The sequence below is a fragment of the Xanthomonas sp. NCPPB 3582 genome (genome assembly GCF_041475735.2).
Taxonomy (GTDB): domain Bacteria; phylum Pseudomonadota; class Gammaproteobacteria; order Xanthomonadales; family Xanthomonadaceae; genus Xanthomonas; species Xanthomonas codiaei.
In genome coordinates this window covers 124,146-136,745 of record NZ_CM192968.1, presented here as the reverse complement: position 1 = coordinate 136,745, position 12,600 = coordinate 124,146, and the positions used below count along the sequence as shown (strand labels likewise).

General features: G+C 62.5%; 10 protein-coding genes and 1 other RNA gene. 5 read left to right on the top strand and 6 right to left on the bottom strand.

Annotated elements, in window-relative coordinates; translation table 11 throughout:
• Positions 1 to 14: 14 nt before the first annotated feature.
• A complete protein-coding gene (locus ACCQ05_RS00545; RefSeq protein WP_372392576.1) occupies positions 15 to 1,007 on the bottom strand; it encodes an endo-1,4-beta-xylanase in 993 nt (330 codons plus the stop codon).
• 10 nt (positions 1,008 to 1,017) lie between these two features.
• A complete protein-coding gene (locus ACCQ05_RS00540; RefSeq protein WP_372392575.1) occupies positions 1,018 to 2,337 on the bottom strand; it encodes an MFS transporter in 1,320 nt (439 codons plus the stop codon).
• Between the two features lie 461 nt (positions 2,338 to 2,798).
• On the opposite strand from ACCQ05_RS00540, the gene ACCQ05_RS00535 reads away from it, so the two are divergent.
• From ACCQ05_RS00535 to ACCQ05_RS00520, 4 genes are all read left to right on the top strand, one after another.
• Entirely contained in the window at positions 2,799 to 5,732 is a 2,934-nt protein-coding gene (locus tag ACCQ05_RS00535) for a TonB-dependent receptor (protein WP_372392573.1), read from the top strand.
• 98 nt (positions 5,733 to 5,830) lie between these two features.
• On the top strand, positions 5,831 to 7,318 hold the full coding sequence (locus ACCQ05_RS00530; RefSeq protein ID WP_372392572.1) for an MFS transporter: 1,488 nt from the start codon (positions 5,831 to 5,833) through the stop codon (positions 7,316 to 7,318).
• A gap of 33 nt (positions 7,319 to 7,351) precedes the next feature.
• Positions 7,352 to 8,386: a glycoside hydrolase family 43 protein gene (locus tag ACCQ05_RS00525; RefSeq protein WP_372392571.1), complete on the top strand. Its 1,035-nt coding sequence runs from the start codon at positions 7,352 to 7,354 to the stop codon at positions 8,384 to 8,386.
• Between the two features lie 227 nt (positions 8,387 to 8,613).
• Positions 8,614 to 8,689: non-coding RNA, sX9 sRNA (locus ACCQ05_RS00520), on the top strand.
• A gap of 3 nt (positions 8,690 to 8,692) precedes the next feature.
• Here the strand turns inward: ACCQ05_RS00520 and ACCQ05_RS00515 are convergent.
• Positions 8,693 to 10,162 (bottom strand): hypothetical protein, encoded by a 1,470-nt coding sequence (locus ACCQ05_RS00515; RefSeq protein WP_372392570.1) that lies wholly within the window; start codon positions 10,160 to 10,162, stop codon positions 8,693 to 8,695.
• 279 nt (positions 10,163 to 10,441) lie between these two features.
• Between ACCQ05_RS00515 and ACCQ05_RS00510 the strand changes: the two genes are divergently transcribed.
• Entirely contained in the window at positions 10,442 to 10,975 is a 534-nt protein-coding gene (locus ACCQ05_RS00510; protein WP_372392569.1) for a lipocalin family protein, read from the top strand.
• A 56-nt stretch (positions 10,976 to 11,031) separates the two neighbouring features.
• On the opposite strand, the gene ACCQ05_RS00505 is transcribed toward ACCQ05_RS00510, so the two are convergent.
• From ACCQ05_RS00505 to ACCQ05_RS00495, 3 genes are all read right to left on the bottom strand, one after another.
• Entirely contained in the window at positions 11,032 to 11,385 is a 354-nt protein-coding gene (locus tag ACCQ05_RS00505; RefSeq protein ID WP_228964735.1) for a ribonuclease E inhibitor RraB, read from the bottom strand.
• A gap of 113 nt (positions 11,386 to 11,498) precedes the next feature.
• Positions 11,499 to 12,119, bottom strand: a complete 621-nt coding sequence (locus tag ACCQ05_RS00500) for a hypothetical protein (protein WP_372392568.1) — start codon at positions 12,117 to 12,119, stop codon at positions 11,499 to 11,501.
• A gap of 66 nt (positions 12,120 to 12,185) precedes the next feature.
• On the bottom strand, positions 12,186 to 12,551 hold the full coding sequence (locus ACCQ05_RS00495; protein WP_372392567.1) for a hypothetical protein: 366 nt from the start codon (positions 12,549 to 12,551) through the stop codon (positions 12,186 to 12,188).
• Between the last annotated feature and the right edge of the window lie 49 nt (positions 12,552 to 12,600).

Below are 12,600 nucleotides of genomic sequence, written 5' to 3'. Positions count from 1 at the left end.
GCCAGCCACCTGCGTCATGGCGCGGGCATGTCGGGATGCGTGGCCACGTAGTCGCGCAGCCAGGTCAGGGCGGGCCGCTCGCTGCCATCGGCGCGAATCAGATACGCCGCCTCCTTGTCGCGCCACAGGCCGGGGCGGTAGCCCCAGAGGGTGATGCCGCGCACCGCCGGGTGCTCCCAGAAGACCGGGAATACCCGTTGGTAATCGGCCAGCTGCTGCGCGTCGCTGGGACCGTCCAGATCGAACTCGGTGATGTAGATCGGCAAGCCGGTCGCCGCCAGCACGTCCAGGTTGTCGCGATGGACCGACATCGCCACAGTCGACCTGGTCTCGAAGGCATGCTCCTGGATTCCGATGGCATCCACCAGCCGCTCGCGCTGCAGCAACTGCACGATCTGCAGATACCGTTGCGTGGCCTGCGCGCTGTTGGTGATGCCGTAGTCGTTGATCATCAACCTGGTCTGCGGAAAATACTGCCGCGCAAGCCGAAACGACTGCAGCACCCACTCCCAGCCGCTGGCACCGTTGCCGCCCAGCGCCTGCAGATAGTTGCCACCGCCGGCATCGTTCTTGCTGGGCGGATCGTTGAGCGGTTCGTTGACCACTTCCAGCAGATCGATGTCCGGGTAGCGCTGCGCGACGGCGGCGAACCACTGCTCGATCTCGCGCCGCTGCTCGGCCGGCGGCAGCGTCTTGATCCACTCCGGCTGCTGGTTGCCCCATACCATCACATGCATCTGGAACGGCATGCCGTTGGCCTTGGCAAACCGGTAAGCCGTGTCCAGCGCGCTCCAGTCCATCTGGTCGCGCACCGCCTCCACCGTGCCCCACTTGCCGGCATTTTCCGGCGTGAGCTTGTTCCAGTACTGTGCAAATCCCGGTGCCTGCTGCGGACTGTAGGCACTGCCGAGAAACTTCGAGGCCCCGGCGGCCAGCGGCGCGGCATGCGCCACCGAAGCGAGGCTTGCGGCAAGCAACAGACCCATTCTCACGATGCGCAGATGCATGATGTGTCCCTCAGGAAGATGGTGGCAGCGGCGTGGTGGCTGCCGGCAGGCGGGCCGGCTCCAGCCGCGGCACCAGATGATGCACGAGGGCCAGTGCCAGCAGGTAAGCAGAACCCGCCATCAGGAACACCGGCACATAACTGCCGGTCGCCTGTAGCAAAAAGCCGATGAAGGTGGCGATGACCATGCCACCCACCGCGCCGGCGAAGCCGCCGATGCCGACCACGGTGGCGACCGCGTGTCGTGGAAACATGTCCGAGGGCAATGTGAACAGATTGGCCGACCAGCCCTGGTGCGCAGCGGTGGCCAATCCGATCAGCGCCACCGCCAGCCACAGGTTGTCCGCACGTGCGGCGAACACGATCGGCACCACGCAGACCGCGCAGATCAGCATGGCGGTCTTGCGTGCGCGATTGACGCTCCAGCCGCGCGCAATGAAGCGTCCGGCGATCCAGCCGCCGGCAATACTGCCGACATCGGCCAGCACGAAGATCACGATCAATGGCGCACCGAGTTGCAGCAGGCTCAGCCCGTACTCGGCATGCAGGAACTTCGGCAGCCAGAACAGGAAGAACCACCAGATCGGATCGGTGATGAACTTGCCCAGCACGAACGCCCAGGCCTGGCGGTGCCGCAACACCTGCAGCCACGACAGCCGCCGTTGCGCCGGCTCGTGCGCATCGCTGCGAATATGCGCCAGTTCCGCCGCAGACAGTCCGGGTTGCTGCTCGGGCGGGTGATAGCTGACCCACCACACCAGCAACCAGGTGGCGCTGAGCACGCCGGTGAACAGGAAGGCCGCCTGCCAACCCCAGGCGGTGGCGACCACCGGTACCAGCAATGGCGCGACGATGGCACCGATATTGGAGCCGGAATTGAAGATGCCGGTGGCCAGCGCACGCTCGCGGCGCGGAAACCATTCGGCCACCGTCTTGAGCGCAGCAGGAAAATTGCCCGATTCGCCCAGCCCCAGGAAGAACCGTGCGATCGCAAAGCCCACCACGCTGGTCGCCAGCGCATGGCCCATGGCGGCCAGGCTCCAGACCGCGATCGCCAGGGAATAGCCGATGCGGGTACCGAAGCGGTCGATCACCGCACCGCTGCACAGCAGCCCCAGTGCATAGGCGGCCTGAAACGCGGTGACGATGTAGCCGTACTGGATCTCGTTCCAGCCGATCTGGGTCTGCAGGAAGGGCGCCAGCACGCCCAGCACCTGGCGGTCGACGTAGTTGATGGTGGTGGCGGCCAGCAACAGCGCGCATACCCGCCAGCGCACGCGACCCAACCCCATCGGCGTGCCGGCTGACGCGGGCCTGGGTGCCTCATTCATGCGAATGGCCGCGCGGCGGCCGCGGTTCGCATCGCTGCTGCGCCGGCGGCGGTGAGGGCGATGCGCGCATTGCGCCAATGCCGGCCGTGCGCGTGATTGCTGCGTTCTTGGGAGGGTTTCATCGACCACTGCACCTGCACGAGGGTGGCCTTGCGCCACGGGTGATAGCGCTACCATTACCACGCTGCCCGGCGAAAGCCATCGCGCAGTGCAACACGGCGCCTGCCAAGCACGTTCTCCTGCAGGTGGCAGGCACGTGCGTTCGCATGCGGCCCGCATGGCGCACCCGTCCATGCTGCCCTGCAGCGTGATGTTGCGAATTTGGTAGCGCTAACATCCAGCGCCACTGATCGCCTGTTCTTCCCCACCGCACCATCGCCGCGCCGACTGCTGGCAGCGGCACTCCCTGCGCCGGGGCGATGCGTAGGACATCTGCTCACCTGTTAAGGAAGGGGATTACGGTGAAGAACAGCTACGCACGAACCGCGTTGTCCTGCGCGTTGGGGTCCATCCTGCTGGGCATGGCCAGCAGCGTCGCCTGGGCCCAATCCACCGATGCCGCCGCCACCGCGCCACCGCCGACGGACCTGGCCGGCAACAGCGACGCGGTGACCCAGCTCGATACGGTCACCGTCTCCGGCTACCGACGCAGCATCCAGTTTTCCACCGATGCCAAGCGCGATTCGGTCGGTTTCGCAGACACCGTGTTCGCCGAGGACATCGGCAAGTTTCCGGACATGAACATCGCCGAGTCGCTCAATCGCATTCCCGGCGTACAGCTGGCACGCGACGTCAATGGCGAGGGGCTGAATATCGCCATTCGCGGCCTGGGCACCAGCTTCACCAAGACCACGCTCAACGGCTCCAGCATCGCCACCGCCTCGATCGGCCTGAACGCGCAGAACCAGAACCGCGAAGTCGATCTGAACCTGTTCCCTACCGAGTTCTTCACCCAGCTCACCGTGAGCAAGACCCCCACCGCCAGCATGCTCGAAGGCGGCGTCTCCGGTGTGGTGGACATGCGCAGCGCGCGCCCGTTCGATCGCCCCGGCGTGCACGTCACCTATCAGGCGCAGGCGGACTGGAACAGCACCAGCGAGAAGACCACCCCGCGCGGCGCAGTCATGGGCAGCTGGACCAACGAAGCCGGCACCTTCGGCGCGTTGTTCGGGGTGGCCTCGGTGCGCGGCAAACTGGGTGTGCGCGGTTTCGAAAGCGTGGGCTGGACCAACCCGGGCCTGACCTATACCCAATGCGGCCTCACCCCGCCCGCGGGCACACCAGCCACCAACCAGCCGGCGGCCTGCAACGTCAACGGTGGCGGCAACTGGCGCATTCCCGACCGCGTGCCGGCCACCGCCGGCAGTGGCCTGACCACCGGCGACACCATCGACGCGGCCTGGCTGCTGGCACGCAACCCGGGCCTGAGCATCGACCAGATCAGCGATGCGCTGATTCCGCGGCTGGGCCGCGACGTGTACATGAGCGGCGATCGCAACCGCGATGCCTCGGTGATGTCGCTGGAATGGCGCCCCTCCGACAGCCTGCATTTCTACCTGGACACGCTGTATTCCGAAGCCAAGCGCACCACCGAGCGGATCAGCATGAATCTGATCGGCCGCAACGGCAACATGATCCCGCTGGGCATGCAGCTGGACCAGAACAACGTGGTCACCAGCGCCACCTTCGCCAACGCGCAGTACTTTCTGGAAGCGCGTCCCTACCGCGAGAACGTCAAGTTCTGGAGCGTCAATCCCGGCGCGGAACTGCTGTTCGGCGCCGAACAGGACATCAAGCTCAACGTGCAGGCCAACGCCACGCGCAGCTGGCTGGATCGCGAATCGCCGAGCATCCTGGTGACCTCGCCGTTCACCACTGTCGACTACCGCAACGAAGGCGGCGACCGCCCCAGCATCAGCAGCCCGCTGGATCTCAACGATCCCAACCTGGGCTGGGGCTGGAGCGGTGGCCGGGTCAATATCCAGAACGAGAAGCGCGTGACCCAGACACGCGGCGCACGTGCCGACCTGCAGTTCGGCGAAGACAAGCGCAACATCAAGCTCGGTGCGGCCTACGACCAGGCCGAGCGCACCATCCGCGGCTTCGACAACAGCGTGGCCTGGGAACGGGTGGTCTGCCGTGGCAGTGGCGGCAATGTCTGTAATGGCGGCCCGGGGTCGGCCGTACCGAGTGCCGTGCTGGCCACCTACCTCAGACCCGGCCCGGATGGCTTCATCACCGCCGACTTCGATCGCTTCCTGCGCGACACCAACTATTACCCGCTACGCGACGCCGCGCCGGAATCCAACTCGGCCAATACCGGCGCCTCCACCGGCGGTATCAGCGAGAAAAACCTCGGTTTCTACATCGAGACGAATGCGGAAACCGAAGTGTGGAACCGCACCTTGCGCTTCAATGCGGGCGTGCGCTATGTCACGACCGACCAGACCATCGCCGGGCCGGTCACCATCAACGGCATTCGGAGCAGGCAGGTCCTGGAATCGGACTACAAGGAAACCCTGCCCTCGTTCAATGTGGCATGGGATGTCGCCGACAGCGTGGTGCTGCGCCTGTCCAGCTCGCGCACGCTCACCCGTCCGGACCCGAGCGCGATGTTGCCCAATACCAACTTCAGCGACCCCTCCGCGCAGACCGCCACGCAGGGCAATCCCGAGCTGGCGCCCTATCTGTCCACCAATGTCGACTTCGGCGGCGAGTGGTACACCGGCGGCGAGGGCTATGTGGGCCTGACCCTGTTCAACAAGCGCATCAGCGGCTTCACCGTCAACGGCGTGCGCCGCATTCCGTTCAATGCGCTGGGCGTGCCGTACGACAGCCTGCTGCCGATCCAGCAGGCCGGCCTGCAGCAGCGCGGCGGACCGGACGTGGCGACGGTCGACGTCCAGACCCAGGTCAACGCCGACGGCGTCCTCAATATCCGCGGCACCGAGGCCATCTGGGTGCAGCCGCTGGACAAGCTGGTCGACGGCCTGGGCTTCAGCCTCAACTACACCCACGTCAACCAGCAGTCCGAGGGCGAAGGCGTGCCGGCAGTCGCGGTGGGCGTGGCACCGAACCTGTGGAACGGTACGGTGTATTGGGAGAAGAACGCCGCCTCGGTGCGCCTGTCCTACACCTGGAACGACGACATGGTGATTTCCGGCGCCAACCAGAACGGCATTCCCTATGCGCGCCTGAACGCCGATGCGCGCGGCCAGCTGGATCTGTCGGCCAGCTACGCGCTGGACTGGCTGCCGTCCAAGCCGCAGCTCACCCTCAACGTCACCAACATCACCGACGAACCGTTGCGCACCACCTTTGCCTGGCCCAATGCCACCTACGACCTGTACGAGCCCGGCCGCACCGTCATGCTCGGCATCCGCGGTACCTTCTGAGTGCTGTGCCCGCCGGTGGTCAGGGACACGCCCTGCAACCGGCGGGCGAGCGCGCGCCGCGGCGTTCTCCGCAGCACCCCTCGAGCTTGCCAGACCCCATGAACGATGCGTCCTCCCCACTCTCCCTGCGCGAAAAAATCGGCTACAGCCTGGGCGACCTGGCCGCCAACCTGATCTTCCAGACGCTGGTGACGTTCCTGGCGTTCTTCTATACCGATGTGTTCCGTATTCCTGCCGGTGTCGCGGCCACGTTGATCTTCGTGGTCGGCCTGCTGGGTGCGTTCGTGTTCACTCCGCTGATCGGCATCCTGGCCGACCGCACGCGCACGCGCTGGGGCAAGTTCCGCCCGTGGATCCTGTGGACGGCGCTGCCGTTCGGTGCCTTGTCGCTGGCCGCCTTCAACACGCCCTCGCTCGGCGAGCAGGGCAAGATCGCCTATGCGTTTGCCACCTACACCTTGCTGATGCTGGTGTATGTGGCCAACAACCTGCCGTACTCGGCGCTCAGCGGCGTGCTCACCGGCAGCATGGAGCAGCGCAACAGCCTGTCGGCGTATCGCTTTCTGGCGGTGACCCTGGCGCAGTTCGTGATCCAGGTATTGCTGCTGCCGCTGGTGCTGATCCTAGGCAATGGCGACAAGGCGCAGGGCTTTCGCAACACCATGGCGTTGTTCGCGGCGGTCGGCACGCTGTGCTTCCTGATCACCTTTCTCACCACCCGCGAGCGCGTGTTGCCGATCAGCGAGCAACGCAGCAGCGTGCGCCAGGACCTGGCCGATCTGGTCCGCAACAAACCCTGGCTGGTGATGCTGGCGCTGACCATCCTGGTGTTCGTCAATCTCGCCATGAAGGGCGGGATGTACATCTACTATTTCAAGTACTACCTGGACGCCGGCGCGCTGGCGCAGTTTCTCGATGGCGCAGGTTTCAACCGCTTTATCGATGGCATCAACAGCGTGCTTACAGGTGCCGGCATGACCGCACTGCAGTGGCCGCAGGACGTGCCGACCTCGGCCTTCAGCGTGTTCAGTGCCGGCGGCATCCTGGCGATGATCGTGGGTATCGGCTTTTCCAAACGCCTGGCCGATCGCTACGGCAAGCGCAATGTGTTCGGTGCCGCGCTGTTGATCTCCACGCTGTTCCTGCTGGCGTTCTACGTGTACCCGCCCACCGCCATCGGCTGGGTGTTCGCCTCCTACGTGCTGCACGGCTTTTTCTACGGCATCACCATTCCGTTGCTGTGGGCGATGATCGCCGACGTGGCCGACTACTCGGAATGGAAGAACCACCGTCGCGCCACCGCGATCATCTTTTCGGCGATGTTGTGCGGCCTGAAGATCGGCCTGAGCGTCGGTGGCGCGCTGGTCGCCGGCATCCTGGCGTTCTACGGCTACGATGCCGCGCTGGCGCAGCAGGATGCTGCGGTGACCGGCGGCATTCGCTTGGCCATCAGCGTGTACGCCTCCATCCCGTTCCTGCTCAGCACCGCCCTGTTGGCGCTGTACGAGATCGACAAGGCGCTGGAAACCCGCATCGAACGCGAACTGGGCGCACGCCGCCAGTCCACGCTGCCGGTGCCGGGCTGATGACTCCCTTCCCCCTCATGTACAGGTACGCGCATGTCCGATGAACTGCAAGCCGCCGCCCTGCAGGCCCTGGCGCGCACCGCCATTTCCGCACCGCTGGTCACCCATCTCTACACGGCCGATCCTTCCGCGCATGTCTTCGACGGTGCGCTGTACATCTATCCCTCGCACGACATCGATGCGGGGGTGGCCTTCAGCGACGACGGCTCGCATTTCGGCATGGAGGACTACCACGTGTTCCGCATGGCGCACCCACAGGCGCCGGTCGAGGATCTGGGCCAGGTGCTGCACGTGCGCGACGTGCCCTGGGCACAACGGCAGATGTGGGCTCCGGATGCCGCGCAGCGCAACGGCAAGACCTATCTGTATTTCCCCGCCAAGCGCGCCGACGGCATCTTCCAGATCGGCGTGGCGGTCGGCGATGGCCCGCAAGGCCCGTTCACTGCGGAACCCGAACCGATCACCGGCACCTACTCCATCGACCCGGCCGTGTTCGGCGATGCCGATGGCGAGCACTACCTGTATTTCGGCGGCATCTGGGGCGGCCAGCTGCAGCACTACCGCGACAACGTCTACGCGCAGACCCACCAGGAACCCGAAGGCGCAGCGCCCGCGCTCGGCCCACGCGTCGGCCGCCTGCACGAAGACATGCGGCAACTGGCCGAGCCCACGCGCGAGGTGCAGATCCTCGACGAACACGGCGCCCCGCTACGCGCCGACGACCACGCCCGCCGCTTCTTCGAAGGCCCCTGGGTCCATCATCACGCCGGCCGCTACTACCTGTCGTACTCCACCGGCGATACGCACCTGATCTGCTACGCCACCAGCGACTCGCCCTACGGCCCGTTCACCTATCAGGGCGTGCTGCTGGCACCGGTAATCGGCTGGACCACCCACCACTCCATCTGCGAGGTCGATGGCCAGTGGTATCTGTTCTATCACGACGCCGAGTTGTCGGGCGGGCAGACGCATCTGCGCAACATCAAGATGGCGCCGTTGCAGCACGACGCCGATGGCAGGATCGCGACGATCTATCCGTATGGGGAGCAGGCGGTGTCGCCGTGGTGACAGCTCGTGCTCGCATCGTGTGCTGCGACCGGTGGGATCGGGTCATTTCGTCGGTCGCCGGGCGTGCATTCGAGACCATTTCTTGCGGGCCAATGCACATTAGCCAAGGGTTGCCACGGCAACCGGGCCCTTGCCCGCGATCCGATAGGTGGATCCTGCATCTTAAGAGCAGCTAGCAGAACTACTGCGCGGCCGCCAGGCGGGCGCGGTCGGTGCTCGGAATCCTCATGTACCACGCGTACACTGCGGTTCATCCGCGCCGTCCGCACCCACCTGACGACCGCTCGCTACGTTTTGCTAGCCGCTCTAAGGCTGCGTAACTTTCGATCGTTGGCGCAAGGCAGCACTCTCGTTCTTCAGGGCGGCCATGAAGTCGTTCAGACGGTAGCGACCGGTCAAATGCTCTTCGACATTGGGGAACTGCGACGCCACGTAGCGCATCAGATAGGTCAGTCCGTCGCTTGATTCACTATGCAGGGCAAGGTTGAGCCGTTGTAGTTCGGTACTGTCCGGGAAGTCGCGTGCGGCCTCGGCCACAACACGCTGGTAATCGGGATCAGTCTCGGCCAGCCCTTTGACATAGCTCAGCGCATAGTTCTGGATGTGCAGCGTCTTCCAGCCATACAGGTCCACGCCCTTCAACTTTTCCTTGCGACCAGTCGCGCTGTAGAGGAAGGCGAGCAGGTCCAGCGTCGAGCGGTCATCTGGCGCCTGCTGATGTCGGGCTTCCAGCAACGCCCCGTAGCGCTCCAGGATCTCCGCCGGGGTCGCCAACTTCCGCTCGTTCAACTGGCTGATCAATCGATACGTTGCAGCCGGATCTTCCGGAAGCGCAAATCGATTCCCCCAGTACCCCGCTGAGGACACGTAGTCCCGAAACGCCGGGTCATCGAGAGCGACTGCTTCGATGCACAATCCTGCTGCAAGATTGATCTTGTTGTTGTGTTTGGCCAAACCGTTGATCAGTGCAATGTCGTGCTTGAGAAAGTCGGCTTGTTCCATCGTATTCCACCAATCGATCTCCCAGTTGTTGTCCAGCTTGATGAGCTTGCAGACGCCGCCTGCATCACCAGCCATGATGGACTGGATGAGTTGCTCTCGCTCGGCATCCGGGTTGGCTTTGGAGAAAATCTCGTACATCGCCTTTTCGATCCCGGTATGGTGTTCCCGAAAGTCCACTTTTTCCCACGCAGAAATCGCACCGGCGGCATCACCAAGCATCAGGCGGCAATGAGTAACGTATGCCCATAGCGTGTCCGGACGTTGCCTGTCGTTGAACGATAGGCTAGCCCTCTCGTACAGCGGAAGTGCGGCCGCACAATGTCCAGCACGATGCTCGTGCATTGCGCGCTCAAACAGAATGAACGGATTGTTTGATAGCGCCCTCTCGGCTGCCTTCATGTATGCATCGCTCGCAGGAATATCGGAGCGATAGAGCATGTTCGACAGCACGAAATGATCGATTACTGTCTTTTCATCGTCAGGCACCAGGGCTTTCAGGCGCGCGTTGAGCTGACTCTTCTTGCCTTGCTCGATCAGTAGACGCGCTTCGGGCGATCTGGTCAGGCGTTCATACTTTGCGGCGACGACACCGACACGCGAGGTGAAGTCCTCCTGCGTTGCGCTGTGAGCGAGCCCAGTACAGATCAACACGGTTGCGAACAGAAGTCGCGGTAGATTTTTCACGAGCAAAATTCCAACGTTCGATGTACCGGCATCCAGCCAACTGCGCAGCATGGCTTGCATGCAGCCCCACACGCCTGAGCTACGCTTCATCCACTGCATTCCCTAAACCTCGGTGAGTGCACCATCACGTGGCCTCGGCAAACGGGGGTGCAGGCTGATTGCCATCATAAATCCTGCAGACCTTGCAGCTCGAGCCACTCCCGCGATACTGCCCGACACTGATTGCGATGCCGCTCACGCTATGGCAGCCCATGATGGTCGCCAACGGGCCGCGGTCTGCGTCGCCAGCAGGCGATATCCCGCCCATGTGCATCCGCCTGCATCACCGCTACGTAGGCTACTGACAGACTTTCATTGAGGGAGATTTCCATGCGCCGGAGCTCGATGCTGCTGTTACTAACGCTCGCTGTTTACGGGAGTGCAAGCGGGAACGAGTCGCGTCCTGCGCTGCCCCGCGCGGACAACGTGGACGTGCCACGCTTCATGGGGGACTGGTATGTCATCGCGCATATTCCAACCCGTCCCGAGCGCAAGGCCTACGACGCGGTAGAGAGTTATGCGCTGCGACCGGATGGCCGCATCCAGACCACCTTCACGTTTCGCAAGGGCAGCTTCCAGGCACCGCTCAAGACGATGCATCCGATCGGACAGGTCGCGAAGGAGGGCAATGGCGCGCTGTGGAGCATGCAATTCATCTGGCCATTCAAGGCCGAATACGTCATCGCCTGGCGTGATGCCGGTTATACCCAGACCATCGTGGCACGCAGCAAGCGCGACTATGTCTGGTACATGGCACGCACCCCGCAGGTCTCCGAGGCCGACTATCAGCAGGCCGTTCAACGTATCGCCGCCATGGGCTACGACGTGTCGCAGCTGCGCCGCGTACCGCAATCAGTGCGCTGATGCGGACGCGCTTGAGCGCTGCATCTGCTGGCGGTGCCATCGAACCGCGGAGTGCGTCAGGCGTCTTTCGCGTCCACAGCGAATTCCCAACCATCGTTCAAGCCGCCCAAGGGCTTGGCTTCGGCTGCCAGTTCTTCCTCGAATGCCGAAATCGCCTTGTAAGACGGCACCATGGTCGGATACACCGTCACATCCATAGGGAATGCGGTGTTGTCCGGGTAATGACAGCAGCGAACCTTCTGCTCGAAGCGCAGCAGCGTCACCGAAAACTCCAGAGCAGATTCCTTGCTTGGGAACACTACGGAAAACGCAATTTCGCGCGGCTCGGAAAGATCCACGCCCTGCTGCGCGATGTGCCAGAGGGTGTCGCCGTTATCGTCTTTGGGATACAGGTGAGGATGTCGCTGCATGGTTCGTCCGCTCGATGGCGCCTGGTTGGCCGAAGGGAAATCTTAACTCCTTGGCTTTTATGGCATCTGCCGGGACGTGAAGATAGCGGCGTAAAGATAGACGTGTGTTAAAGCTACCTATCCTCAATGATCAGGCTATCCAACACTCTCCTGGCGCTCTCAGGGAAAGCGGAATTTCTTGTTTGCGGTGTATAGGTATGTGAGTAGAGAATCTCAAAGCCTATGCTTGGGTAGTTGAAAAGTCTGCATGAGTTGTTGTATTGCTCCTTCCATACGACTTGGCCATCCTTGCCTGGCTGCAAATTCTTCAGTAACAGATGGACGCGGACGCATTTGGAATTATTTGGATCTTCGACCACGTCCAATTCGCTTATCTTGAATTTCTTGCTCGCGGCGATATCACTCTCGATATTATTCCTGATGATATTGGCATAATCAGAAAGTGAAGCTTCAGGATGATCTGGCCTCATCATATAGGCTTCCAGATTTTCCTCTCCACTCCCGCCTTCCTGTGCCTTCTCAAGCTTTACACTGAGGCCATCGCGCTTTTCTTTCCATCCATTTCCGGAAGGCGGCAAGAATTTCATCCCCATGGCGGCCCCGCCCTTTTCAGAAATACCGATGCGAATATATTCTTCGGAATTTCCAGCCATAGCGCCGGGAACCACGCATACCAGGCACGTAAAGATTAGAAACGCCGTGCGTTCAATGCTTGATGTCACTTTCATCTTCATTCAGGAAAACTACGTTTCCCGGCTCTCCGGTTCGATTGACGGGGAATTTTCTACACCATCTAGCGGCTACCAACGCCAACCATACCGGCGTTTGCGCTCTGCATGAACCTTCTTGTCCTCATTCCAGTCATAGCGTCTATGCCCCGTGCCGTACAAGCCTAGGTGCAAGAAGATATAGCCGAAAGGTACCAGCCCAGCACACCACCACAGCAGCGATGACGAAGCATTTTTGGTGAGCACTAGATAGCCCATATGGACGGCACCTCCCCAGAACAACAGCACCATGGAAAAGCATAACGACCGCCGGATCACCAGCCACAGCATCGCCAAACCGCGCTCCACCCTGCTCGGTGGCTGATGCCGTCTGGAATGAAAATAAGCATGCACGCCGAGCAGTGCAGCAACGCAGAGGAATGGGATGAGGATGTCCAATGTCGGACCAATTGCCTAAGTATGGATTGCAGGACTCAGCAGAAGCGGA